Origin of the sequence: Arhodomonas sp. SL1 (genome assembly GCF_052060015.1) — a bacterium.
Classification (GTDB): domain Bacteria; phylum Pseudomonadota; class Gammaproteobacteria; order Nitrococcales; family Nitrococcaceae; genus Arhodomonas.
In genome coordinates, this window is sequence record NZ_JBPODZ010000002.1 from 207245 (window position 1) to 232546 (window position 25302).

Here is a 25302-nt window from a genome sequence, read left to right on the forward strand (position 1 = left end):
GGCGCTCATGCAGCAGGGGCCGTCCAACGAACGCCTCCTCGCACTGTTCCTCCTGGGCGTGGTCGCCTTCAACTTCCCGCTGCTGGCAGTGCTCGAGGGCGACGGCAACGCGCCCGTGCTCTGGATCGGGCTGTTCGCCATCTGGGCGGCATTCATCGTGCTCATCCGCCTTCTGTTCGGCAGGCAGCGCGGGGAGCGCAAGGATGATTGACGAGCGCGTCGTCCTGCTCGCCTCCTTCCTCTACCTCGGCCTGCTCTTCGCCATCGCCTGGGTGGCCGATCGGCACCACGACCGGGGCGGCCGCCCCCTGGCGGCGAGCCCCTATGTCTACACGTTATCCATGGCAGTGTTCTGCACCGCCTGGACCTTTTACGGCAGCGTCGGCCGCGCGGCCACCACGGGCCTCGGCTTTCTGCCTATCTACATCGGGCCAACGCTGATGGCGGCGCTGTGGTGGCTGGTGCTGCGCAAGATCATCCGCATCTGCAAGACCTACCGAATCACCTCAGTGGCGGATCTCATCGCCTCCCGCTACGGCAAGAGCATGCTCCTGGGGTCGCTGGCCACGGTGGTGGCCATTATTACGGTCACGCCCTATATCGCCCTGCAGCTCAAGGCCGTGTCGGTGAGCTACACGGTGCTCCAGGGACCCGAGGCACTGCCCTCGGACCAGGGCTTCTGGGTGGACAAGGCCCTGTACGTGGCCGCGGTGCTCGCCATCTTCTCCATCCTCTTCGGCACCCGGCACCTGGACGCCACCGAGCGCCACGAGGGCATGGTGGCCGCCATCGCCGTGGAATCGGTGGTCAAGCTCGTCGCCTTCCTCGCGGTGGGCGCCTTTGTGACCTGGGGCATGTTCGGCGGCTTCACCGACCTCGCCGAGCGGGCCATGACCAACCCCGATATCCGCCGCCTGTTTTCCATGGACGCCTTGCCCGGGGGCTACGGCAACTGGTTCACCCTCACCCTGTTGTCCATGGGGGCAATCCTGTTTCTGCCCCGACAGTTCCAGGTCACCGTGGTGGAGAACGTCGACGAGAACCACGTGCGCACCGCCTCCTGGCTGTTCCCGCTGTACCTACTCGCGATCAACGTGTTCGTACTGCCCATCGCGGTTGCAGGGCTTACCAGCTTCGCCCCGGGTTCCGTGGACCCGGACACCTTTGTGCTCACCCTGCCCCTGGCCGAGGGTCAGCGCCTGCTGGCACTGTTCGTCTATATCGGCGGTTTCTCCGCGGCCACCAGCATGGTCATCGTGGCCACGGTGGCGCTGTCCATCATGGTCAGCAACGACCTGGTCATGCCGGCGCTGCTGCGCCTACGGGCCTTGGAGGCCGGCGGCCTCCGCGACCTATCCGGGCTGGTGTTGGCGGTGCGCCGCGCGGCCATCGTCGGCGCCGTGCTCCTCGGCTACCTCTACTACGCGCTCATCGGTGAGTCCTACGCCCTCGTCAGCATCGGGTTGATCTCCTTCGCCGCCGCCGCGCAGTTCGCCCCGCCGATACTGCTCGGCCTATTCTGGCGCGGCGCCACGCGCAACGGCGCCATCGCGGGCATGCTCGGCGGCGTGTCGCTGTGGGCCTGGACGCTGTTGGTGCCGTCGTTTATCCGCTCCGGCTGGCTGCCGTTCTCCTGGCTCGCCGAGGGGCCGGCCGGCCTCTCCTGGCTGCGCCCGGAGGCAGTGCTCGGGCTCACCGGCCTGGACCCGCTCTCCCACGCCGTGTTCTGGAGCCTGTTGGTGAACATCGGCCTCACGGTTGGCCTATCGCTGTTCAGCCGCCAACAGGACCTGGACCGCATCCAGGCGGCGCTGTTCGTCGACATCTTCCGCCAATCGGGGCACGAGCGCAGTTTCTGGGAGGGTCGCGCCTCGGTGGGCGACCTGCGAGCCCTGCTCGAGCGCTTCCTCGGCGAGGCAGAGGTGGAGGAGGCCCTCGTCGACTTCGGCCGCCGGCGCGGGGGTATACCGGAGGACGCCGCCCAGGCGGACCCGGCCCTGGTGAGCTTCGCCGAACGGCTACTCGCCGGCCACATCGGCTCGACATCGGCGCGGGTGATGATCTCCTCGGTGGTCAAGGCCGAGGCACTGACCTTCGCGGGGGTGATGGAGATCCTCGACGCCACCTCCCAGGCCATCGAGTACAGCCGCCAGCTGGAACAGAAATCCGAGGAGCTTGAACGCGCCACCGCGCAGCTGCGCGCTGCCAACGAGCGCCTCACCGAGCTTGACCGACTCAAGGACGAATTCGTCTCCATGGTCAGCCACGAGTTGCGGACGCCGCTGACCTCCATCCGCGCGTTCGGCGAGATCCTGCTGGAGAACCCGGAGATGCCGGCCGAGAAGCGCTCCGAATTCCTCCAGATCGTGGTCCGGGAGACCGAACGGCTGAGCCGGCTGATCAACGAGGTGCTGGATCTATCGCGCATGGAGAGCGGCTGGTCCGGCTGGCGCCTGGAGACCGTGGATCTCCAGGAGGTTATCTCCGACGCCATGGAGAGCACCCGACAGCTCTTCGAGGACCGGGAAGTCACCGTCAACGCCGATCTCCCCGAGGAAGCCACGCCGGTCAAGGGCGACCCGGACCGGCTCGTACAGTTGGTCATCAACCTGCTCTCCAACGCGGTGAAGTTCTGCGACCCGGGTGACGGCCGGGTCACCCTGGGCCTGGAACGCGAGGGCACCGGCTTCCGCTTGTGGGTCGAGGACAACGGCCCCGGCATCCCCGAGGCGGAGCTGCAGCGGATCTTCGAGAAGTTCCATCAGCTCGATTCGGGCAGCGGCAAGCCCAAGGGCAGTGGCCTGGGGCTGGCCATCACCCGGCGCATCGTCGAGCTCCACTGGGGCCGCATCCACGCCGAGAACGGCCCGGAAGGGGGCGCCCGCTTCGTTGTCCACCTCCCGGAGGCCGGCGGTGAGCACTGCGCGGTGGACGTACAGGGGGCACTGCAGGCGCGCCGGGAACGAGGGAGTGGCCCATGAGCGCGGAAACCATCGACGAGCTACTGACCTCGTGTGCCCTTCCGGGGGACCGGGATGCGGTGGTAGCGATGGGCCGCGACGACCTCCATACCACGTCCCGAGACGATCTCCTGGGCCGAGCGGCACGTCTGGCCGCCGGCTTGGAACAGCACGGCATGGAGCCCGGCGACCGCGTGGCGATCTTCGCCCCCAACAGCACGGACTGGATCGTGGTCGCCCTGGGTGTGATGCACGCCCGCGGTGCCGCGATCCCACTGGATACGCAGATGCCTGGGGAGGATCTCTCGCACTCCCTGGCCGACTGTCGGCCCCGGTTCATTTTCACCACCACGTCGCTGAAGGAGCGCCTGCCCCCGGAGCTGGGCAACGCGGCGCTGCGTCTACTCGATACCAACCCGCCGGCCGCCGACAGCTGGGCCGATATGCTGGCCCCGCAGCCCTCGGCCACCCGCGCCCGCCCCGACGATGTAGCCGCCATCTTCTACACCTCCGGAACCACGGGCCCGCCGAAAGGGGTGCCGCTGACCCACAGAAACCTCGCCAGCAATGTCAGCGCGCTGTGCGACCAGGATCTCGCCGACGCCTCCGACCGGGTCCTGGTGCCCTTGCCGTTTCATCACGTCTATCCCTTTACCGTCGGCATACTGACCCCGCTGACCCTCGGCGCCCCGCTGATTGTGCCGTTCTCCCTGGTGGGCCCGCAGATCGTCCGGGCACTGCGCGAGGGCGAGGCGACGGTGATGCTCGGCGTACCGCGACTGTATCAGGCCATCTGGGAGGCCCTGCAGGGGCGTGTCGCCGAACGTGGCCGGTTTGCGGCATGGGTGTTCCGGCGGATGCTCGCCGTCTCCCGGCTCGCGCGGCGGCGGTTCGGCCTGCGCCTGGGCCACCGGCTATTCGCCGACCTCCATGCCCGCCTCGCCCCCCGCCTGCGCCTGGTGGTCGCCGGTGGTGCCGCCCTGGACCCCGACCTGGGCCGCAGCCTGCAGGCGCTCGGCTGGGAGGTGGCCACCGGCTACGGGCTCAGCGAGACCGCGCCAATCCTGACCTACAACCCACCCGAGCGCCTGCGGCTGGACACCGCGGGTCTGCCCCTGCCCGGCGTGGAGCTGACCATCGACCACACCGCTGGCAGGCACGGCGAGGTGATGGCCCAGGGGCCGAATGTCTTCAGCGGTTACCTCAATCTGCCGGAGAAGAGCGCCGAGGTACTCGACGAGGACGGCTGGTTCCACACCGGCGACACCGGCGAGCGGGACGACGAAGGCTACCTCCACCTGTTCGGCCGCCAGTCCGCCATGATCCTCCTCTCCGGGGGCGAGAACATCGACCCCGAACGGGTGGAACACGTGCTGGAAGACGCCGAGGCGGTGCGCGAGGCCGGCGTACTCGAGCACGGCGACCGCCTCGCGGCCATCGTGGTCCCGGAGCCTCGCCTGACCCGCGGGCTCAGCGGCGAACGCCTCGGCGCTCAGCTGCGGGATGCGGCGCGGGAGGCCGCGCAGGCTCTGCCCAGCCACCACCGGCCGGGCGTCCTGCGGATCTCGCTGGATCCCCTGCCCCGTACCCGTCTCGGCAAGCTCCGCCGTCACAAGCTGCGCGAGCTCTTTGATGCGCTGGAAACGGACGATGGCGCTGTCGGCTCGCGCACCGCGCCGATTTCCCCCGAGGCCATGGCCCCCGAGGACCAGCAACTGCTCTCGGACCCCGCCGCGCACGATACCTGGCAGTACCTCGCCGAGCGCTTCCACGACCGGCGCCTTACCCCGGACAGCGAGCTCGCCGGCGACCTCGGGATCGATTCCCTGGGCTGGGTGGAGCTCACCCTGGCGCTACAGGATCGGGCCGGCATCGAGCTCGACGACACCGCCATCACCCGGGTCGAGACGGTGCGGGACCTACTGCGAGAGGCCGCCGGTGCGTCCCGGGCGCGGGACGAGGGCAGCGATCTGGCCCATCAGCTCGCCGCGCCCGAGACGATGCTCAGCGAGGACCAGCGGACGGCCCTGAAACCGAACGCCGCGCCGCGGCGCGCCATCGCCTACCTGCTGCTGGGGATCGCCCGCCTGCTGGGTCGGCTGGTAATGCGCGTCGAGGTCCACGGTCGTCTCCCGGACGGCGGCCCCTACCTGATCGCGCCGCGCCACCTCAGCCTCATGGACCCGCTGGCGCTGCTGCCCACGCTGAGCCACCAGCAGCTCGAATCCCTGTACTGGGCCGGTCTGGAGAGCTACCTCTTCTCCAACCGTCTCACCCGGGGGTTCAGCCGCACCGCCGGCGTGCTCCCCATCGACCCCGGCGCGGCACCGCGCCGCAGCCTCGCCCTCGCCGCCGCCTGCCTGCAGCGGGGCCACAGCCTGATCTGGTTCCCGGAAGGGGGGCGGTCGCCCGACGGCCGCCTCCAGGCCCTGCGCCCGGGCATCGGGCGAGTACTGGCGGCCCAGCCGGTTCCCGTGGTCCCGGTATGGATCGAGGGCACCCGAGAGGTGCTCCCACCGGGCCGACGCCTGCCGCGTCCCGGGAGGGTACGGCTGTTCATCGGTACCCCCATTCCCCCCGCCACCTATGGCAATGAGGAGCGCAGGATCACGGCTGCCCTACAGAACGCACTGGAGACACTCGCCCGTGAGACACAGGCATGCTGAACGCGGCCGATTCACCGCGCCTCGCCGGTGGCCACGCCCCCGCCGCCGGCGCTGACGCCGGGCAGGCCCAGGCACCACCGCGCTGTATGACCAGCCAGTCGCTACGGAACGGGCGCTGCAGGACCGAGGCGGCTGGATCCGCCGGCGAGCGCTCGGTATAGCGCACCACCAGCCCCTCGGAATGGGCGCACGCCCAGACCCTCCAGCCACCGTGAGAGACCTCCTCCACCGGTGCGGTCAGCCGCCCGGGGAAACGGAGGCGGTTGTGGTAGCTGCCCACGTGGGCCACGGGCCGGCCCTCCCCCTGGGCACTCGCGACCACCCGGGCCGCGGGGGAGAGGTCGTACCAGGGGGCCGCCGCCTTCCCGATCCCTCCGACCAGGATTACCAGCACCGCTACAGTCGCACTGGACAGCACCAGGGCCTGACCGGTAACCGCCTCGGGGAGGCGCGTCATGACGAGCGCCACCAGCGCCATGGCCCAGGGCACCCACGTGGGTATGTCACCGAGCCAACCCGGAGCGTCGGCGAATGCCGGGCTCCCGGGCGCCCACGCGACGAAACCGGCCAGCCCGAGGACCAACAGCGCGAAGGGAAAACCATCCCACCAGCGCCCCGCAGTGCGCTCCGTCAATCCGCGGGCGAATAGCAACGCCACGCCGGGCAGCAGGGGGAGGAGGTAATGCACCTGCTTGCCGCTGATCAACATAAAGGTGACGAAGGCGGGGACCAGCCACGCCAGGAGGAACCGGCTACCGGCGTCGCCACCCCTGCCGAGCGCGGCAATGGCGCACCAGCTGGGGCGCCATAGTGCCCACGGCAACAGGATCACAGGCAGGAGCACGAGGTACCACCACCACGGGCGCGCATGGGCGAAGGAGTCCGCCATGCGGCCGGCGCTCTGTCCCCAGAATATGGCCTGCGCGTAGTCCGGACCGCCGGCCAGCGCGGCGGGCACCGCCCAACCCAGGGCAATGGCCGCGCCCGCCGCGATCCCCGCACTCCAGCGGGCATACCATCGCCCCCATCCCTGGGCAGGGCTATACCACAACGGCGCGAGAACACCAACCGGCAGGAGGTGCAGCAGCACCACCGGCCCCTTGGCAAGGACGCCGCCACCGACGCCCATCGCCAGCAGCGCCACCCCGCGCCACGGGCGCGCCCCGGTCAACTCCCGGGTCCCGACCAACCCAAGCAGGACCAGCACTGTGAGCAGCACATCGAACATCACCACCGGCGTCCACAGCGCCCAGGGAAAGGTCCCGACGAGCAAGATCACCGCCAGGGCGACGCCCCAGGGACACCTTGGCCAGAGGCGGCGGGCCAGGAGCGCGGTCAGCCCCAGGGCTGCCAGGGCGCAACCGGCCACCGCCACTCGCGGCCATATCTCACTGACGCCGAACACCGACCAGCCGGCGTGGAACAACCAGAACAACAACGGCGGTTTATGGCTGTAGGGGACCCCGTTGTTGTAGGGCACCAGGAGGTCGCCACGCTGCCACATCTCCAGGGCGACCCCTAGGTAGCGCGTCTCGTCGATGGGTACAATCGGCAGCACCCAAAGATAGACACCGGTGAGCGCCGCCACCATGGCCAGGGCCCACAGGGCAACCGCACTCCCGGCCCTCATGTTCATTCCTCCACTGTCGACGGACGTTCGCGATGGAGGAACCACAGGTTTCGCAGGTAGATCACTAAACCAGTCGTCTGGCCCAGGATGAAAACCGGATCCTGCCGGTGGACGGCATAGGCGAGCAGGGTGATACCGCCGGCAACGCTGAAGTACCAGAAGGCGATGGGGATGACGCTTCGGCGGGCCCTTTCACTGTGCAACCACTGGATCAGAAACCGCAGTGAGAACAGCGCCTGACCGGTCAGACCCACCGTCAACCAGATGAGCGAGGGCCCGCTCACGGCCGCACCTCCCGGTAGTCGGTGGGGATCCAGCGCCGGCCCAACCAAGACACGCCAAGAAGATCCACAACCCCTACCCAGAGGCGGTCGAAGAGCCCGTACTTGGAATGGCCGGCGGCTCGGGCCCGGTGCGAGACCGCCACACTCGCCACCGGGAGGCCGGCCCGTCGGAACAGTGCCGGCAGGAATCGATGCATATGGTCGAACCGCGGCAGGTCGAGGAAATCCGCGCGGCGGAACAGCTTAAGGCCACAACCGGTATCGGGGCAGTCATCGCCGAGCAGCCGACCACGCACCGTATTGGCCACGCGCGACGACCAGCGCCGATGCCAACGATCCCTGCGCCGACGACGCCAGCCGGTGACCAGGTGGGCACCGCTGCGTTGTTGCTCGACAAGCAACCGCGGGATATCCGCGGGATCGTTCTGGCCGTCGCCATCGAGGCTCACTACCCATTCCCCCCGGGCAGCGCGCACCCCACTGGTCAGGGCCGCGCTCTGACCCCGATTGGCGGGATGGGTGATCAGCCGGATGCGCGGATCGGCGGCGCTCAGGACTGCCAGCACCTCCTGAGTGTCGTCGCTGCTGCCATCGTCGACGAACACGATCTCGTAGGCCTCGATGTCCGCCAGGGCATGCCCCAGCTCCCTGGCAAGGCCCGGGATATTGGGCGCCTCGTCGAGCACAGGGATCACCACGGAAAGCACCATTGCCGGCCTCCTCTGCCGCATTCCAGTGCGCCAGACGATAGCCGGTACCACGTCAACAAAATGTCTACGGAATGTGGAGAGACGGTGACGCCGGCGTAAACCGCCAGGTGACCGTGGTGCCGCGACCCTCGCTGCTGTGGATCTCCAGCTCCCAGCCGAAGAGCCGGCAGAGCCGGTCGACGATGGACAGCCCCAACCCGCTGCCGACCCTCGGGCTGTTGCTGCCCTGTTCGCCGCGGCCGCGGATGCGCTGCAGATCGGCGGCGGGGATACCGATGCCCGTGTCTGCCACCACCAACCGCCCGCTGTCCAGCAACACCCGCACCTCCCCCTCGGGGGTACTCTGCAAGGCGTTGGCGAGCACGTTCTCCACCACGGACCGTAACGCCGCCTCCGGTGCCATCAATAAGGGCTCCGCCTTGGCACTATAGTGGATGGCCACATCGCTCTCCCGGCGCAAACGCTCCACCGCCGCGCCCACCAGCGGGCCAAGCGCCACCGGCGTGTCATCGGCCGCGGGGGATTCCCGGGCAAGCAACAACAGCACGGAAAGGGTCTCCCCCATTTCCCCGGTAGCGGCATCGGCACGCTCCAGGGCCCGACGCTGGGGCCCTGCGAGCCGGTGCGCCTCCTGGAGCAACTCCAGGGAACTGCGGATGACCGCCAGCGGGTTGCGCAGCTCGTGAGCGACATCCGCAGAGAAGCCGCGCTCCCGCTCCAAGGCCTCATACGTGCGCCGCTGATAATCCGCCAGGGCTACGGCCAGCTCGCCCACCTCGTCGTCCGGATAATCGGCCGGGTCGACGGCCGGGCCCGCGCCCGCCCGGGCAGGGCCGACGGCGGCGGCCAGCCGCCGCAGCGGATCGATCAGCCGCCGGGAGAGGTAGTAGCCGATCCACAGCGACAGATACATGGCCAAGGCCGCGGCAGCCACCACCAGCCAGATCGTGAGCGACTCGCGGACCTCCAGGGCGGTGAGATCCTCGGCGAGCACATAGGTGACCCCATCCGAACGGTCGATGGCCAGCGCCAAGCTGGGTTGGCGAGGCAGTGAAAACAGCGGATCGGTCCCCAGCGTCCCCTGGTACTCCACGGCCACGGACTCCCCGTCGGGCTCAATCTCATAGAGGCCGGGCCGCCAGCGGTCCACATCCTCGGGAAGCGCCTCGGCGCCGACCGGCCCGAAAAGCCGCAGACCCGGCGCCGCTTCGCCGTCGCCCGTTACCGGGGCGGCCCCCTCGGCCATGATCCGCTCCAGGCGCTGGGAGAGGATCGAGCCGACCGCCTGCTCCTCGAGCTCATAGGCGGCGAGGAGCAACACCCCCACCACCAACGGGCCAAGCACCAGCCCGGCCAGGGCGAAGGCGGTGAGGATGCGGGCACGCAGGCTACGGGGACCCATTCCCATCCGCCACCAGGTAATAACCGATACCGTGCCGGGTTCGAAGGGTATCCCGGCCGAAGGGCCGGTCGATGGCACAGCGCAGACGGTGGATATGGGCGCGCAGGGTGTCACTGCCAGGGACGTCCTCGCCCCACAGTGCCCGGTCCAGCTCCTGCCGGGGCACCACCCGCGGCGCGGCACGCATCAGGGTGCGCAAGAGACGGAAATCCGCCGGGGCGAGAGGCACCGGCGTGTCCCCCCGGCGTACCTCAAAGGCCTCTTCGTCCAGCACCAGGTCACCGACAGTGAGTTGCGTGCTCGCCAGCTCACCCCGCACACGCCGGACCTGGGCCCTAGCCCGCGCCTCCAGCTCCGCCAGCGCCACCGGCTTGACGAGGTAGTCATCGGCACCACTGTCAATACCGGCGAGTTTCTCCTCCAGCTCCCCCCGGGCGGTAAGCATAATCACGGGAGTCGCCACCCCCGCCTCGCGCAGCCGCCGGCAAACCTCCACACCGTCCATGCCGGGGAGGGCCAGGTCCAGCACGATCACCTCGTAGGGCTCGGCAATGGCCAGGTTCAGCCCCCGACGCCCATTGCCGACGGCCTCCGCCTGGTGGCCCCGGGACTCCAAATAATCCACCAGGTTGGCCGCCAGCGCCGCGTTGTCCTCCACCACCAGGATCCGCATGTGCGCTAGGATAACCCAGAGCACCGGGGGTGGTTACCATGGCCGAGCCCAACACCGAACATGCGACCTACCAGGACATCCTCGCCCTCCCCGAGCATCTGGTCGGAGAGATCCTCGGCGGCGAGCTGCATACCCATCCCCGGCCGGCACCCCGGCACGCCCGGGCCTATTCGGCCCTTACGGGGAACTTATGGGGCCCCTTCGACCACGGCGGGAACGGCCCGGGGGGGTGGTGGATACTCGACGAGCCGGAGCTCCACCTCGGCGGCGATATCATCGTGCCGGACCTGGCCGGATGGCGCCGCGAGCACATGCCCTCTCTACCGGATACCGCCTGGTTCGAGCTCGCCCCCGACTGGGTCTGCGAGATCCTCTCCCCGGCAACAGCCCGCACCGACCGCGCCGTTAAGATGCCCGGCTACGCTCGGGAGGGTGTGCCCCACCTGTGGCTGGTGGATCCGGACGCCCGCACCCTGGAGGTCTACGCCCTGCAGGAGGGCGCCTACTGGCTGCTGCTCGCCACCCTGCAGGAGGACGATGCCGTCTCCCAGCCACCCTTCGAGGCGATCACCTTCGCCCTGGACACGCTCTGGGCCTGACCCCGCGGCTACTCCGAATGACCGGTGGCGTCCGCCGCCACGGCGTCACGATAAACCGCCGCCGCATCGCTTCCCAGACGCCCCAGCAAAAAGCACTCCCAGGCCGCTCGGTGGGCGCGACGTCCCCACCTCCGGCGCCGTTCCGGATCCGTGCAGGCGTACAGGGCCTCCGCCAAGGCGTCCACGTCACTGACCGGGATCACTCGGCCGCAATCCCGCTCGGCGACGATCTCGGCGGCACCAACACCCTCGCTGGCCACCACCGGCCGCCCCAGGGCCATGGCCTCGGCCACGGCGAAACCGAAATTCTCCGAATGCGACGGCAACGCCAGCACATGGGAGGCCTGCAACCGTCGATCCCGTTCGGCGGTGTCGACGTGGCCGAGCAAGGATACACAATCCTCCAGACCCAGCCGTCGAATTCGGGCCTCCACGTCCCGGCGCTGGTGGGGGTGGCCGTTGCCCGCCACTTGCAGCGCCACCGGCTGCCCTCCGCCCCGGAGCCGGGCCACCGCCTCCAGCAGCTCCGGGAGACCCTTGTGGGGGTGCAGGCGGCCGATGAACAACACTTGGAGGGTATCACCGGGGTCGCCCGGCGGCGGTGGCGTCGCTGTCTCCGGCACCGGCAACGCCGGTACCAGCATCTTTGCCCTCGCCCTCGGGCTATGCGCTCGCAGCGCGGTTTGCTCGGCCGCGGCGCTTACCAGGACCATGGCGGCCCGCCGCAGGATCCGCTCGCCACCGGCTCGCAGATACAGCCACTTGGCCAGGAAGCGCTCCCGCAACGCGGCCGAATGCAGGTGGCCGTGCAGGGTGATGACGTAGGGCCGCCCCTCCAGCCGGGCGGCCAGCACCCCGAGCAGCACGTGCCATCCGAAGATCCCGTGGGCATGGAGGACATCGGCCTCACGCAGCGCGCGGCGGGTGCGTCGGAGGAAGGCCAATGGGGCACGCACGGACAGCACCCGGCGGGCTTGGTCCCGGCCGAATACCGCCTGAACCCCCATGGTAATTCCCGAGCCGGCGAGACCCTCCCCCAACCGGTTGATATAGTGAATAATGCCCCCGCCGGCCGGGTCGTCGGTGCGCACCACGTGCAACACCCGGAGGGGGGTCGGGTGCGCGGCCACCGCCGCGCGCTGTGCCATCATTGCCGTCTCCACGAGTCCCGAGGTCGAATCGGACATGGCCAGCCAGCGACCGGACTTCTTCATCCTGGGCGCCCCCAAGTGCGGCACCACCGCACTCGCCCAATGGCTCGCCGAGCACCCGGCGGTGTTCCTGAGCCCGCGCAAGGAGCCGCATTACTTTAACACCGAGAGCATGCCGGCCACCCGGAACCTGGCGGAGTACGAGGCACTGTTCGCGAGCGCGGGCCCCGGCCATCGGGCCGTCGGGGAGGCCTCCACCCATTACCTGTACTGCCCGGAGGCGGTGCCCAATATCCTCGCCTACAACCCGTCCGCCCGCTTCATCGTCTGCCTACGCAACCCCGTGGAGATGGCCCCCGCCCTGCACGCCGAGTGCCAGCGCCAGGGTTGGGAGGACCGGCGTGAGTTCGCCCGGGCCTGGGAGCTGCAACCCGCGCGCCACGCCGGCCGCGAGCTGCCCCGGGCGGTCCGAGCCGACCCGGATCGGCTCCAGTACGGCGCCTACTGCCGCCTCGGTGAGCAGCTCCAGCGCCTCTACCGGTGGGTACCGCAAGAGCGCGTCCTCGCGCTGCTCCTCGATGACCTGCGTGCCGACCCCGCGGGGGTATATCGCCGAACCCTCGCCTTCCTGCAGGTCGACGATGATGGTCGCCGCCAGTTCCCGGTGGTCAACGCAACACCGCCGACCCGCTCCCTGCTGCTCTCACGGCTCATCCGCCATACCAGCCGGGCGCGGGACGCCCTGGGAATCAGCGGGGACTGGGGGATCGCTGCGGCGCTGCGACGGCTCAATAGCGCCGGTGACCGCCGGCCTGCCCTCTCCCCGGAGATGGCGGGGCGCCTGCGGCGGTATTTCGCCGACGACGTGACGCTACTCTCCCAGCTCCTCGGACGCGACCTCTCTCACTGGATAGCGCCGGACTCCGATGGCGATCCTTCTTCCGGGACCGCCTCGGCCAGTTGATCCACAGAGCGCGTGATCCCCGGCGGTAGGAAGCGGATCATACGGTCCTCCACGTCCGGCCACCGCTCGCGATACGGCATGGCCCCGCCCTCGAAGACCGTTACCAACCCCCTGCCGTCGAAGCTGATGCCCTCGGAACCGGGCGGAGCGTGCACTCGCATCTCGCGGGTCGGGCGGAACAGGGTGAGCACGGGGATCTCGGTGCCATCCGGCAAGCGGACCGTCGGCGAGGGCTTCTCCAAGGCCTCCGCCACGGAGCTCGGCAGGTGATGAAACGCGAAGCTGCTCGGGGCACGGCCCCAAGACGCACTTAACACCACCCGATGGGTGCCGAGGAAGGAAATCCCCTGGACTCGATCCCGGTGATGCAATGCGATGTCCGGCCGGTAGACCTCGTGGCTCATCCCGCCCCAGCGCAGCTGGTAGCGCTCCCGGTTCACTGGTCGCAGGGTCTCGGGGTCGATACGGTAACCGGCCGTCCAGCCACGGGTGTCACCGAGCAGGGAGAGGTAATGCTGCGGTAGCGGCGCGCCGCGGTCGCCGCGCTGGAAGTTCCCGACCCACAGCATCCCGCCCTCCGCGGTAACGAAGTCGCCGCTGCTGTCCACGGGGATGGGGCGTTCGTTGTCCGGGCGCATAGTGATCACCGGCACCTCAGCGTCCAGGAGCTCATCGAGAGCAAAGCGGAACACCTGGAAACGGTCCGGCACCCAGAGCCAATCGTGGAGCACCGCCACACCACCGGCATGCCGCCGCATGGGCTCACCGTCGCGCTCCTCCAGCATCGCCAAGCGCACCGTCTCACCGGCGGCGAGGTCATAGAGATACAAGGCCGAATGCTTGAGCATGCAGCGACGGATGAACATCTGCCAACGCAGGCCCCGGCCAACGCGCTCACAGAAGTAGCCAGAGAGCACCACCCGGCCGTTATCCCGATCCACGTAATCGATGCCCTGGGGCACGAAGTTGCGGTGCAGCCCGGGGACCACTTGGCCCTCCAGCTTCAGCGCGGCCAGGGCGGGATAGTCAAAGCGAAAGGTCACCGGGTCGATGTTACGGAACGATGGCGCCTCCAGGCGCGGGTCCGCCGCGGCGCCACAGGAGACGGCGAGGAGCAACAGAGCCGCCATCAGCAGCCGTAACGGCCTCGCTGACAGCCCCAGACGCCGCCTGTAGACTCCCTTAGCATGACGGAGCGACCGAAACCACCTCTCACCCTCCATGTCTGCCAGCGTATCAGCCTTGCGGCGGCCTCCATACCCGGGGTGCGAGGGCTGTGGCCGTCGGTGAGCCGCGTGATGCCCCAGTTCTGGGCCCGCCGCGTCACCGACCCTATGCCGGCCCGGCTGCCCGGTGGCGCGTCCCTGCCGGTGCGGCTGAGTGAGCATGTGGAGGCCGGGGTGTTCTGGTACGGCTTCCCCGCCGAGGACCGCGGCGCCCTCGCCGTGCTCCGCGATCGCCTGCCCCGTGACGGTGTGGCCCTGGATGTGGGTGCCAATGTCGGCTGCTTCTCCCTGGTCCTCGCCACGGACGCCCCCGCCGGGCAGGTCCACGCCTTCGAGCCGGTGCGCGGCAACCGCGAGCGCCTCGAGCGCGCCATCGCCGACAACGGCCTGGAGAACATCACGGTCAACGCCTGCGCCCTCGCCGCGGAGGCGGGTGAGCTCACGGTATGGGTCCCCCAGGCGCACTGGAAAGGCCGACTCTACAACGCCGGGCGCAGCTCCCCCTACGTCGGCCGCGGCGAGCACGGGTGGGCTCCCGAGACCGTACCCTGCCTGACCCTGGACGAGTACGTAGCCCAGCAAGGCCTGCGCCGGGTGGACGTAATCAAGATCGACGTCGAGGGTGCCGAGATGGACGTGTTGGAAGGCGCGCGGCGAACGCTCAGCGAGCTGCGCCCCGCTGTGGTCATGGAACGCAACGATAGCCTGCTCGCGGCGGCGGGGCGGGATCCGGACGCGGTCCGAACCCTCTGGGACGATCTCCGCTACCGGATCCACTACATCACCCCCGCCGGCACCCTGCGGAGACGCCTACCGAAACGCAGCTCGCATTGCAACATCCTGTGCCTGCCGTGAGCGCGCTCCGCCTGGGCTCACTGCTGCGCAGCGGCGCCTCGAGCTTCGCCCTGCGTGCGCTCAACGCCGCCCTGGCCTTCGGCCTGACGGTGCTTCTAGCACGCAGTCTCGGGCCCTCTGGCTACGGTATCTACGCCTACGCCATGGCCCTGGTGATGCTGCTCAACATGCCGGGTGCGGGCGGCCTACCGATCCTGATCCTTCGCGAGACCGCCGCCGCCCGCGCCCGCGAGCGCTGGGATCTCCTGCAGGGGATACGGCGCTGGGCCTTTGGGGGGGCGCTCGCATTGGGCGTCTCGGTGGCGATGATCTCTATCCTGGGGGTTTGGCTGCTCGGCGCACGCCTCGACGCCGTGGAGCGGACGAGCGTCGCCCTGGCCGTGGTGGCGGTGCCCATGATCATCCTGGCAAACCTCTACGGGGCCACCATGCGGGGCCTCCATCACGTAATCCTCGGCCAGCTCCCGGAATACGTGATCCGCCCGGCCCTATTGTTCCTCGCCATCGCCGCCTTGCTGGTCGTAGCCCCGCAGGCGATGCGCCCGGATACCGCCGTGGCGCTGCATGCCGGTGCGGCGGCGCTGGCCTTGTGGGCCGCCGTGGTGCTGTTTCGCCGCGTATCTCCGCCCCTGCCGAAGCAGGCGGCACCGCATTATGAAAGCCGGCGATGGTTGGCGAGCACCCTGCCCCTGACCCTGGTCTCGGCCATGCATATCGTCCATCAGTATACCGACCTGATCATGCTGGGCTGGTTCCGACCCAGCGACGAGGTAGGGCTCTACCGGGTGATCTCCCAGGCCGCCATGAGCGTGAGCTTCGGGTTGATGGCGGTGAACCTGGTGGTCGCGCCGCGCTTCTCGCATAGCCACGCCCGCGGCGACCTCGCCACGCTGCAGCGCACCGCCACCCGCGCCGCACGGCTGGTGATGGTGCTGACGCTGCCCATCGTGGCGGCCTTCCTGATCATCGCCGAGACGGTCATCGTCCTGGTATTCGGCGAGGACTACAGCGGCGGCGGGCCCGCGTTGATCCTCCTCGCCCTCGGCCAATTCGGCAACGCCGCGTTCGGCTCGGTGGCACTGCTGCTGAACATGACCGGCCACGAGGGCGACACGGCACGGGGACTGGCCGTGGGCGTCGTCGCCAACGTGGCCCTCAACCTGGCGCTCATCCCGCCGTTCGGGATCAACGGTGCCGCCGCCGCCAGCGCGCTCACCCTCGTGCTCTGGAATGTCCTGCTGTGGCGGGCGGTACGCCACCGGTTGGGGGTGGATACCACCGCACTGGGTATGGCGGCGAGCGCCAAGGGATGATGCCCTCGATCACCGCGGCCGGCGGCGGTACACTCCGCTGCCTGTACCTCGTGAGCTTCCGGCTGCAGGCCTCCTCCGCATGAGCCGCTATCGCCCCCCGCGCAAGAAGAGCTCCCCGTATATCACCCCGGAAGGCTGGGACCGACTCAACGCCGAGCTGGCCTGGCTCTGGCGGGTCCGCCGGCCCGAGGTGACCCGGGCGGTCGCGGAGGCCGCCGCCATGGGGGACCGCTCGGAGAACGCCGAGTACATCTACGGCAAGAAACAGCTCCGGGAAATCGACCGGCGGATTCGCTATCTCAGCAAGCGCCTGGACGCATTGCAGGTGGTGCAGCGCACGCCCGATGACCCGAACCGGGTCTACTTCGGCAGCTGGCTGGAGGTGGAGGACGAGGCCGGCAACAGCGCCCGTTACCGCATCGTCGGGGCCGACGAGATCGACCCCGGCACCGGCCAGATCAGCGTGGATTCACCCTTCGCCCGGGCCGTCCTGGGCAAGCGCGTCGACGATGAGTTCACGGTAGCGACGCGCGACGGCGAGATGACCTACTGCATCACCGCCCTGTGGCAGCGCGGCTGAGCGGAGGTATTCACCAAACCGGGGCAACGCCACGGAAGCATCACCGGTACAGACGTCCCCCCATTACTGCCCCTCGTCACCGCCGACGGCATCGCCGATGCGCTCGCCGAGGGATTCCGCGCCTTCCCGGAGGTTCTGCCAGGCCGCCGATCCGAGCTCCTGGGTGCGCTCCCAGGCACTGCGGGTGCCCTTCTGGGTATTCTCCCAAGCCTGCTGCAGGCGGCTCGTCGTCCGGTTCCACCAACCCTCGTCGTACTCGGGGAGATCCTCCAACTCGTCCGACCCTACGGTGAGCCGCACTTCGTAGGTAATGTCCTGGAACGCGCTCGGGCCATCGGTGGTCGTAACCGTAAACATCCCCCGCTCGGCCACCACCTCGCGACCACCCAAGCGGACGACGTTGTCGAGCTCGACGATCAGCGAATGCACCGCCATGGTGTCACCGAGCAGTAGATCATCCACCGTACCCACTCGCTCGCCGTCCGACGCATGCACGGGTGAGCCCATGAGATTGTCTGCCGAGTACAAGCCCTCAGTGGCAGCCGCGCTTACGCTCCAGCCCACAGCCGCGACCAATGCCAAACCGACCAGTTGTCTTATGCCTTGCCGCTTCATTTCTCGCATCCTCCTATTAGGCGCCGAGGTTCCTGACACGGAGGCGGGCCCCGAGACGAAGACCGATGGGCCCCCGATCCCGCAAGCCGTTGTGCTCCCCCGTTCGACCTCCCTTATCATGGACCTTTAAGCCCCATAATCCCGGATAGTGTTATGCAGGTAACGCCGAAGTTTACCGTCGGACAGGTCGTCCACCACCGGAAGTTCGATTACCGGGGCGTTATCGTCGACGTGGATCCGATATTCCAGGGCTCGGAGGAATGGTACGAGACCATGGCCCGAAGCCGTCCACCCAAGGACCAACCCTGGTATCACGTCCTCGTGGACGGCGCCAGCCACAGCACCTATGTGGCCGAACGCCACCTCGAGCCCGATCACTCCGGCGCGCAGGTGGAGCACCCGGCACTGGGCCAGTTCTTCGACCGCTTTGACGGCGGCCGCTACCACCGTTCGGGTCGGCACTGACGGGCTGAGCCGCCAAGGGCCGTTATCGTCCGCCGGATCCGGTATCTCAGCAAACGCCTGGATGCCTTGCCGGTGGTGCGGCGCCAGCGACCGGGAGCAACGATGAGCACACGAGCCCTCCCTTGGGGCCACTGGCCGGGCACCATTGAGGCCACCGCCCTCGCACAGGGCAACCGGATCACGGGCTTCGCGGTATCCACCGACGGTCAGGGACTCGCCTGGACAGAGCACCGCCCGAACGACGCCGGCCGTACGCGGCTCTTTATCACGGCGAGCGGCACGCCGGAATCAGCCTGGTCACCGACCGCTGTGGGCGCCCGCTGCCGGGTCCATGAATACGGCGGTCGCGCCGTGTGGTCCGGCACCGGCGACCACCCGTGGCTGTTCATCGAGGAGGCCGATCAGGGGGTCTGGGCCGTCACCGGGCGGGGAGAGGCTACACCGCTCCATGTCGCGGAGGGGCTGCGCCACGGGGACTGCGACGTGCATGCGGCTATCGGCCGCCTGGTCTGCCTGCAGGAGGATCCGGCGGGCGAGCGTACACGGATCGTCTTGCTGGATCTGTCCGGGAGGCGGTCGCCCCGGATCCTCGCGGAGAGCGACGAGTTCTGCGGGGCACCACGGATCAGCACGGATGGCCGCTACGTGGCCTGGATCGCCTGGAACGCCCCGGAGATGCCGTGGACGCGGACGCGGTTGTGGCTGATGGACCTGGACAGCGGGCAGGCGCGGGCGCTGACCGATGGGCGGTCATCGGCCTTGGAGCCGCGCTGGGGGGCAGACGGCTCGTTGTACTGCCTAGATGACCGCGCCGGCTGGTGGCAGCTGTATCGGCTCACCGGCGCCGGCCCCTTCCGCGTCTGCGACGATCCCGCCGACCTCTCCCGTCCGCCCTGGCAGCTCGCACAGCCCCATCACGTGGGCCGTACGGACGGCACCACCCTCGCGGTGCGGATCCGGCAGGCCTGCTGCGACCTGATCCGTATCGACCCCTCGGGCCAGGTACGCCCATTGGCCGCGCCCGATGTGGATATTACCCAGCTCCAATGGGACGGACAGGCCCTGTGGTACCTCGGTGCCCCCGAGGACGGTCCCCGCGCGATCTGTCGGCTGGATGCGGCCACGGGTCGGCTCTCCCGGATCGTGGGCGAGGACCTCGCCCCCGATCCCGACGCCGTCGCGCGGCCCGAGCCGATCACCACGGAGGGCCCCGATGGGCCGGTCCATGGCTACCTCTACCACCCCTGGTGCCCGGGGGTATCCGGCCCGAGGGACTCACGCCCGCCACTGCTGGTGCGTGCCCACGGCGGACCCACCGCCATGCGCAGCCCCGCGTGGAACCCGGAGCTCCAGTTCTGGACCGGCAGAGGCATCGCCGTCGCCGAGGTCAACTACGGGGGCAGCAGCGGCCATGGCCGGGCCTATCGCGAGCGCCTGCGGGGGCGCTGGGGGATCGCCGATGTCGAGGACTGCATCCGGTTCACACAGGCCCTCGCCGCCCGGGGCCTGTTCGATGGGCGTCAGGCCTTCATCGCCGGCAACAGCGCCGGCGGGCTGACGGTGCTCAACGCCCTGCGCGGCACCACCGTGTTCGCCGGCGGGCTCTGCCGGTGGGCGGTGACCGATCTCGCCCGCCTCGCCGCGCTGACCCACCGCTTCGAGCGTGGTTACCTGGGATTCCTGGTGGGCGACCCCGAACGGGACGCCGAACGTTACGCGGCGCGTTCCCCGGCGCGCCATGCCGGTGAGATCACCGCACCGGTACTGCTTATCCAGGGTGATGCCGACCGCGTGGTGCCGGTGTCCCAGGCCACGGAGATGGCGGACGCGATGGCCGCCGCTGGCGGTGGCGCCGAGATGCGCATCTACCCCGGCGAGGGTCACGGCCTGCGCCGGGCCGCCCATATCCGCACCGCCGCCCTCGCCGAGCTGGCCTTCGTGCAACGCCACCTCAGGGGTCCCGGCGCTGCCCCCTGACCTCCGCCGCCCCGCCGCTCAGGGCACGGCTGTTGGCCACCGTACGCATCACCAGCGGCGCAGCACCCTCACGCCGATCCGCCGCCTCCACCGCCTGTAAGACCCGGTCGTGTAGCGCTGACTTGGGGCAGACCGGATCCGTCGCCCAGGCATCACCGGCCAGCAACAGGGCCTGGCACCGGCAACCACCGTGGCAACTGTGGAGCAGCTCGCAGCTGGCGCAGGGCTCGGGCTGCCAGTCGTGACCGCGAAAGACGTTGAACGCGCGGGAATCCTGCCATATGGCCTGCAACCGTTGTTCCCGCACCGACGGCAACTCAATGGGCAGTGAGGTCGCGCCGTGACACGGCAGGGCACGGCCGTCCGGTGCCACCCCGAGGAAGGTTGTGCCCCAGCCGTTCATGCACGGCTTGGCGGTTTCGTCGTAGTAGTCGGAGCCCACGAAATAGATACGCATGCGCGAGCCCGCCTTCTCGCGCCACCGCTCGGTCACCGCTTCGGCCTCCTGTAGCTGACGCCGTGTCGGCATCAGCGCCGCGCGGTTGTGATAGGCCCAGCCGTGGTACTGGGTGTTGGCGAGCTCCACGAAATCGGCGCCCAAGTCCCAGGCCAGCTGGAGGATGGCATCGACGCGGTCCAGGTTGTGCCGGTGCAGGACCACGTTGAACACCATGGGGTAGTGGTGGGCCTTGATGGCCCGGGCCATGCGCTCCTTGGTCTGGAAGTGGTCCTTGCCGGCGACCTCATCGGACGGGCCGCTTTGATCGGCCTGGAAGCTGATCTGGATGTGGTCCAGCCCAGCGTCCTTGAGCCGCGCGAGACGGACCTCATCCAGACCGACCCCGGAAGTCAGTAGATTGGTGTAGAAACCGAGCCCGCGGGCATGGCCGACGATGGTTTCCAGGTCCTTGCGCAGCAGCGGCTCGCCGCCGGAGAGCCCCAGCTGCACCGCGCCGAGGGCACGGCCCTGATCGAGCACGTCCAGCCACTCCTGGGTGCTCAACTCGTTGCGATAGCGGGCGAAGGCGATGGGGTTGGAGCAGTACGCACACTGCAGCGGACAGCGGTAGGTGAGCTCGGCGAGCAGCCACAACGGAATGGGTGCGCTGCCCTCGGCCAGGCCCGTTCCCGTCTCGGCAGCAATCATGTCAGCCTCCCTCCGCGTATAACCAGCCCTTGGCCACGGCCTCATCCAGGAACATGAGGACATCCTCGGCGAGCTCCGCCTCCGGGAACGCCTGCTCCAAATCGGCAATCACTGCCGCCACCGTCCGGCCATCGCAGCGGGCCATGATCTCGCCGGCGGGCCCGTTGAGCTGAACCATGCCCTCGGGGTAGAGCAGCACATAGGCGGACTGCGCGGGCTCCCACTGCAACCGTACCCCGGTTTGCAGGTGCACGGTGCTGTCACGATTCATGCCCCTTCCTCCGCGGCCTGGTAGGGCGGCATACCCACCACGTAGGCCAGATACATGGCATCGAGCATGCTCCAGAGCACGTCGAGCTTGAAGCGTAAAATCTCCAGCGCCCGCCTCTGGCCCTCCGCGCTGCGGAAATGCGCCAGCGTCAGTGCCAGTCCGTGTTCCACGTCGCGCCCCGCCTGACTGAGGCGCGAGCGGAAGTAGGCCAGCCCGTCGGGATCCACCCAGGGATAGTGCTCCGGCCACGTGGCCAACCGGGAGCGGTGCGCCTCCGGCGCGAAGAGCTCGGTCAGTGACGAGCACACGGCCTCCTCCCAAGGGCGTTGCCGGGCGAAGTTGACATAGGCATCCACGGCGAAACGCACCCCGGGCAGGACCTCCTCCAGCGAGAGCATGCGCTCGCGGGCCACGCCCACGGCCTCGCCGAGTCGAAGCCAGGCCTCGATGCCGCCGGCGTCGTCATCACGCCCGTCATGGTCAAGGATCCGCTGCACCCACTGGCGGCGGACCTCACGGTCCGGGCAATTGGCCAGCACGGCGGCATCCTTGCGCGGGATATTGATCTGGTAATAGAAGCGGTTAATCACCCAGCCCTGGAGCTGGGCGCGGTCGAGCTCACCACCTGCCATCATCTGCTGGAAGGGATGGTGCAGATGGTAATACCGTCCGAGGGCACGGAGCCGGGATTCGAATTCCTCCCGCGACCAAGGCGGCCCCGTGCCTGCCTCCCCGGCCGGGTCCTCAGAGCTCGATTTCCATGCCGTCATGGGCGACCTCGATGCCCAGCTCCCGCAATCGGGCCCGCTCCGCGGAGTCCGGATCGAGTACCGGGTTTGTGTTGTTGATGTGAATGAGGATCCGCCGCGCCCCGGGGTAGGCATCCAGTATCTCGAGCATGCCGCCAGCACCGGTCAGCGGCAGATGGCCCATCTCACGGGCGGTCTTGGTGCCGCCGACCACTCGCTCCATCTCGTCGTCGGTCCAGGTGGTGCCGTCCACCAGGATCACATCGGCGCTCTCCAACCAGGGTTTCAAGTGGGGTTCCACCGCCCCGAGCCCCGGGGCATAGAACGCCCGCCGGCCGGAATCCCGGCTGTCGATCACCAGGCCGATGTTGTCCCCTGGTTTCGGATCGTCGCGGTGCGGCGAGTACGGCGGTGGCTTACTCGTCAGGGGGACCGGAGTAACCCGGACCCCCGGGGTCTCGGCGGGCTCCACCGACCGACCGTCCAGGGGCAGGGGGCGGACCTGCGTACCACAGTAGTGCCGGAGCATCTCCAGAAGGGGGAAACCGGTGCGCAGATCCTCCTCGACCCGGGGACTGCAGTAGACGGGCAGGGGCTCGCGGCTCTCGCGCAACATGATCAGGCCGGTGACGTGATCGACCTGGCTGTCCACTAAGAGCACGGCCGCGATCCCGCTGCTGCGGATCGCGCCCCGCGGATACAGAGGCGGGTTGTCGATGATCTGTTGGCGGATATCCGGAGAGGCATTCACCAGCAGCCAGTGCCGGTCGTCTCCGGACAGCGCAATGGACGACTGCGTGCGGCGCTCCCCCACCAATCGGCCGCTGCGGGCCTCGACACAGCGGGGGGAATTGCAATTCCACTGGGGGAAGCCCCCACCGGCAGCAGAGCCGAGCACGCGAATTCGCATGGCGATCGGAGCGGGGGCGGGAACACCACCCCCGGCGACCTCAGCGGGCCGTTATGTACAGGTTGATCTCGAAGCCGAGACGCAGCTCCTGATAAGCGGGCTTGCTCCAACGCATATCGATCTCCTCCTCAGGTGAAGTCCATGGCCCAAGCGGTGCCATGTATCTTCAGTGTAACAGTGGCCAGCGGCCAGCACAGCGTGCCACCCCATTCCCGCCCCGCATACGTGCACGCGCCGATACTCGCCTGTTTACGTTGCATCAAAGGGCACGGTCCACCTTTGGGTTGACGGGGCCCGGCGTTGGCACTGGGGATATCCATGGACTATACGTGTGTTCGCGGTCCTGGCCATACACCGCTCCATGCCAAGTCTGAATAAGTACCATGGATGAACCTCTTGCCGGGCCGAAGACAAGAAATTCATGCGAGGAGAGAATGCCCATGACTGGTAAACAATCCCTCTGTGCGTTGTCGCTGGCGGGACTGCTCATTGGCGGCATCGGCGGCGCGACGGCGCAGCAGCTCGACCCGAACATCGAGCGGCTGCAAGATTTCAAAACCACCGGCACCGACCTCGAGATCGAAACGGTCACCCAGTCCGAAGAACGGGCGGCCAACATCCGGCGAATCCTCGAGGAGATCAACTTGCCTCGGGGTTTCGAGATCGATCTCTACGCAATCGTTCCCGATGCCCGTCACATGGCGGTGGGTAACAACGTAGGCGTGGTCTATGTCGGTACCCGAAAGACCAAGGTCTATGCGGTCACTGACCGGGACAAGGACCGGGTCGCCGACGAGGTGAAGGTGTTCGCGCCCTCCGTGGATATGAAGGTGCCGAACGGGGTGTGCTTCTCCCGCGACGGCATCCTCTATGTCGCGGAGCACAATCGTGTGCTGGTCTTCCCCGCGGCGGAATTCTTCTACGAGAGCCCGGACGTCGCCATCGGGGTGGTCGCCGACCAACTGGTGCCGGAGGAGGAGGAGTCCTTCAATCACGGTGCCCGAACTTGCGACATTGGCCCGGACAACAAGCTCTACATCACCCTCGGCCAGCCCTACAACGTCCCACCCGCCGAGAAGATGGAGCTGTACAACGAAGTCGGCCTCGGCGGCATCATTCGCATGAATCGCGACGGCAGCGACCGCGAGGTCTATGCGCTCGGCATCCGCAACTCGGTAGGGCTCGACTTCAACCCGGCCAACGGCGAGCTCTGGTTCACCGACAACCAGGTCGACGGCATGGGTGACGACATCCCGCCCGGCGAGATCAACCGGGCCACGGCCAAGGGCCAGCACTTCGGCTTCCCCTGGTACGGCGGCGGGGACGTGCGCACCAACGAGTACCAGGATTCCGAGCCCCCCGAGGACGTGATCTTCCCCGAGGTGGAAACGGCGCCCCACGCCGCGGACCTGGGGATGACCTTCTACACCGGGCGCCAGTTTCCGGAAAAGTACCGGGGCGGCATACTCAATGCCCAGCATGGTTCCTGGAACCGCTCCGAGCCCATTGGCGCACGGGTGATGTTCACCAGCGTCGAGGAGGACGGCAGCGCCGGTACCCATGAGGTCTTCGCCGACGGCTGGCTCGACGAGGAGACCGGCGAATACCTCGGCCGGCCGGTCGACGTAGTGCAGTTCCTGGATGGCTCCATCCTGGTCTCCGACGACCTGACCGGTGCCATCTACCGCATTGCCTACACGGGTACCGAGGAATAAGACACCCGCGCCTTCCCGGCGCCCGCACGGGCGCCGGGGCTCTCACGCTGGAGAGGACCATGAACTGGAGTACCCCGAGGGCGCTCATGTTGTTGCTGGGCACCCTGCTCATGGCCGGCACCGTCCAGGCTGGTGACCCTGCCGCCGGCCGCGACGCTGCCGGTCAGTGCGTAGCCTGTCACGGCCTTGACGGGATCGCGCGCCAGCCCGATGCAGGGAACCTGGCCGGACAGAACGCAATGTATCTGCGCAACCAGCTCGAGGCCTTCCGCAGCGGCAAGCGCCGACATCCCCAGATGAACGTAATTGCCAAGGAGCTCAGCGACGAGGAAATCGCCGATCTGGCCGCCTGGTACTCCGCCATCGAGCTGGAGGTAAAGCTGCCAGATCTGCCATAGCGGGGGGTCGTGATCAGGTGCCCGGCACCTGCCCCACGGCAC

At 68.5% G+C, this 25302-nt stretch carries 25 protein-coding genes; 12 read left to right on the top strand and 13 right to left on the bottom strand.

Annotated features, from left to right (window positions below):
* Positions 1-7: 7 nt before the first annotated feature.
* The 3 genes from ACQ754_RS04755 to ACQ754_RS04765 are packed head-to-tail and all read left to right on the top strand — an operon-like array spanning position 8 to position 5626.
* Positions 8-211, top strand: coding sequence for a hypothetical protein (locus ACQ754_RS04755; protein ID WP_440995851.1), 204 nt, complete (start codon positions 8-10; stop codon positions 209-211).
* Entirely contained in the window at positions 204-2981 is a 2778-nt protein-coding gene (locus ACQ754_RS04760) for an ATP-binding protein (protein WP_440995852.1), read from the top strand. Before ACQ754_RS04755 ends, ACQ754_RS04760 begins: the two co-directional genes overlap by 8 nt.
* Positions 2978-5626: an AMP-binding protein gene (locus tag ACQ754_RS04765; protein ID WP_440995853.1), complete on the top strand. Its 2649-nt coding sequence runs from the start codon at positions 2978-2980 to the stop codon at positions 5624-5626. Before ACQ754_RS04760 ends, ACQ754_RS04765 begins: the two co-directional genes overlap by 4 nt.
* Here the strand turns inward: ACQ754_RS04765 and ACQ754_RS04770 are convergent.
* The 5 genes from ACQ754_RS04770 to ACQ754_RS04790 all read right to left on the bottom strand — a co-directional run bounded on the left by ACQ754_RS04770 (position 5568) and on the right by ACQ754_RS04790 (position 10325).
* Positions 5568-7256 carry an ArnT family glycosyltransferase gene (locus ACQ754_RS04770; RefSeq protein ID WP_440995854.1) on the bottom strand — a complete coding sequence of 563 codons (1689 nt, stop codon included), beginning with the start codon at positions 7254-7256 and terminating at the stop codon, positions 5568-5570. The genes ACQ754_RS04765 and ACQ754_RS04770 overlap by 59 nt on opposite strands.
* A gap of 2 nt (positions 7257-7258) precedes the next feature.
* Positions 7259-7540 carry a lipid-A-disaccharide synthase N-terminal domain-containing protein gene (locus tag ACQ754_RS04775; RefSeq protein WP_440995855.1) on the bottom strand — a complete coding sequence of 94 codons (282 nt, stop codon included), beginning with the start codon at positions 7538-7540 and terminating at the stop codon, positions 7259-7261.
* Entirely contained in the window at positions 7537-8250 is a 714-nt protein-coding gene (locus ACQ754_RS04780; protein WP_440995856.1) for a glycosyltransferase family 2 protein, read from the bottom strand. The genes ACQ754_RS04775 and ACQ754_RS04780 overlap by 4 nt, the downstream gene beginning before the upstream one ends.
* 64 nt (positions 8251-8314) lie before the next feature.
* Entirely contained in the window at positions 8315-9652 is a 1338-nt protein-coding gene (locus ACQ754_RS04785) for a sensor histidine kinase (RefSeq protein WP_440995857.1), read from the bottom strand.
* Positions 9639-10325 carry a response regulator transcription factor gene (locus tag ACQ754_RS04790; protein ID WP_440995858.1) on the bottom strand — a complete coding sequence of 229 codons (687 nt, stop codon included), beginning with the start codon at positions 10323-10325 and terminating at the stop codon, positions 9639-9641. The genes ACQ754_RS04785 and ACQ754_RS04790 overlap by 14 nt, the downstream gene beginning before the upstream one ends.
* A 38-nt stretch (positions 10326-10363) precedes the next feature.
* Here ACQ754_RS04790 and ACQ754_RS04795 point away from each other — a divergent pair, with 38 nt between their 5' ends.
* Positions 10364-10924 (top strand): Uma2 family endonuclease, encoded by a 561-nt coding sequence (locus tag ACQ754_RS04795; RefSeq protein WP_440995859.1) that lies wholly within the window; start codon positions 10364-10366, stop codon positions 10922-10924.
* An 8-nt stretch (positions 10925-10932) separates the two neighbouring features.
* On the opposite strand, the gene ACQ754_RS04800 is transcribed toward ACQ754_RS04795, so the two are convergent.
* Complete coding sequence (locus ACQ754_RS04800; protein WP_440995860.1) at positions 10933-12075, bottom strand: glycosyltransferase family 4 protein; 1143 nt, start codon at positions 12073-12075, stop codon at positions 10933-10935.
* 34 nt (positions 12076-12109) lie between these two features.
* Here ACQ754_RS04800 and ACQ754_RS04805 point away from each other — a divergent pair, with 34 nt between their 5' ends.
* Complete coding sequence (locus ACQ754_RS04805) at positions 12110-13039, top strand: sulfotransferase domain-containing protein (protein WP_440995861.1); 930 nt, start codon at positions 12110-12112, stop codon at positions 13037-13039.
* On the opposite strand, the gene ACQ754_RS04810 is transcribed toward ACQ754_RS04805, so the two are convergent.
* Positions 12979-14169: a hypothetical protein gene (locus tag ACQ754_RS04810; protein ID WP_440995862.1), complete on the bottom strand. Its 1191-nt coding sequence runs from the start codon at positions 14167-14169 to the stop codon at positions 12979-12981. The two genes, ACQ754_RS04805 and ACQ754_RS04810, sit on opposite strands and share 61 nt — an antisense overlap.
* A 57-nt stretch (positions 14170-14226) precedes the next feature.
* Between ACQ754_RS04810 and ACQ754_RS04815 the strand changes: the two genes are divergently transcribed.
* From ACQ754_RS04815 to greB, 3 genes are all read left to right on the top strand, one after another.
* A complete protein-coding gene (locus tag ACQ754_RS04815; protein ID WP_440995863.1) occupies positions 14227-15120 on the top strand; it encodes an FkbM family methyltransferase in 894 nt (297 codons plus the stop codon).
* Positions 15117-16433 (top strand): flippase, encoded by a 1317-nt coding sequence (locus ACQ754_RS04820; RefSeq protein ID WP_440995864.1) that lies wholly within the window; start codon positions 15117-15119, stop codon positions 16431-16433. The genes ACQ754_RS04815 and ACQ754_RS04820 overlap by 4 nt, the downstream gene beginning before the upstream one ends.
* 79 nt (positions 16434-16512) lie before the next feature.
* On the top strand, positions 16513-17013 hold the full coding sequence (gene greB, locus ACQ754_RS04825; protein WP_440995865.1) for a transcription elongation factor GreB: 501 nt from the start codon (positions 16513-16515) through the stop codon (positions 17011-17013).
* A 63-nt stretch (positions 17014-17076) separates the two neighbouring features.
* Here greB and ACQ754_RS04830 read toward each other — a convergent pair whose 3' ends face one another.
* Entirely contained in the window at positions 17077-17748 is a 672-nt protein-coding gene (locus ACQ754_RS04830) for a PRC-barrel domain-containing protein (RefSeq protein WP_440995866.1), read from the bottom strand.
* 33 nt (positions 17749-17781) lie between these two features.
* Between ACQ754_RS04830 and hspQ the strand changes: the two genes are divergently transcribed.
* Both hspQ and ACQ754_RS04840 read left to right on the top strand, forming a co-directional pair.
* A complete protein-coding gene (hspQ, locus tag ACQ754_RS04835; protein ID WP_440995867.1) occupies positions 17782-18093 on the top strand; it encodes a heat shock protein HspQ in 312 nt (103 codons plus the stop codon).
* A gap of 102 nt (positions 18094-18195) precedes the next feature.
* Entirely contained in the window at positions 18196-20070 is a 1875-nt protein-coding gene (locus tag ACQ754_RS04840; RefSeq protein ID WP_440995868.1) for a S9 family peptidase, read from the top strand.
* On the opposite strand, the gene pqqE is transcribed toward ACQ754_RS04840, so the two are convergent.
* From pqqE to pqqA, 5 genes are read right to left on the bottom strand one after another with little or no spacing between them, the layout of a single operon-like run.
* Positions 20045-21217, bottom strand: coding sequence for a pyrroloquinoline quinone biosynthesis protein PqqE (pqqE, locus tag ACQ754_RS04845; protein ID WP_440995869.1), 1173 nt, complete (start codon positions 21215-21217; stop codon positions 20045-20047). The two genes, ACQ754_RS04840 and pqqE, sit on opposite strands and share 26 nt — an antisense overlap.
* Position 21218: 1 nt before the next feature.
* Positions 21219-21488: a pyrroloquinoline quinone biosynthesis peptide chaperone PqqD gene (pqqD, locus tag ACQ754_RS04850; RefSeq protein ID WP_440995870.1), complete on the bottom strand. Its 270-nt coding sequence runs from the start codon at positions 21486-21488 to the stop codon at positions 21219-21221.
* The gene (gene pqqC, locus ACQ754_RS04855) at positions 21485-22258 is read right to left on the bottom strand and encodes a pyrroloquinoline-quinone synthase PqqC (protein ID WP_440995871.1); all 774 of its coding nucleotides are present in this window, start codon (positions 22256-22258) and stop codon (positions 21485-21487) included. Before pqqC ends, pqqD begins: the two co-directional genes overlap by 4 nt.
* Entirely contained in the window at positions 22233-23147 is a 915-nt protein-coding gene (pqqB, locus tag ACQ754_RS04860) for a pyrroloquinoline quinone biosynthesis protein PqqB (RefSeq protein ID WP_440995872.1), read from the bottom strand. Before pqqB ends, pqqC begins: the two co-directional genes overlap by 26 nt.
* 40 nt (positions 23148-23187) lie before the next feature.
* Positions 23188-23307, bottom strand: coding sequence for a pyrroloquinoline quinone precursor peptide PqqA (pqqA, locus tag ACQ754_RS04865; protein ID WP_440995873.1), 120 nt, complete (start codon positions 23305-23307; stop codon positions 23188-23190).
* Positions 23308-23587: 280 nt separating this feature from the next.
* On the opposite strand from pqqA, the gene ACQ754_RS04870 reads away from it, so the two are divergent.
* Positions 23588-24862, top strand: coding sequence for a PQQ-dependent sugar dehydrogenase (locus ACQ754_RS04870; protein WP_440995874.1), 1275 nt, complete (start codon positions 23588-23590; stop codon positions 24860-24862).
* A 59-nt stretch (positions 24863-24921) separates the two neighbouring features.
* Complete coding sequence (locus ACQ754_RS04875) at positions 24922-25260, top strand: c-type cytochrome (protein ID WP_440995875.1); 339 nt, start codon at positions 24922-24924, stop codon at positions 25258-25260.
* Positions 25261-25302: the final 42 nt, after the last annotated feature.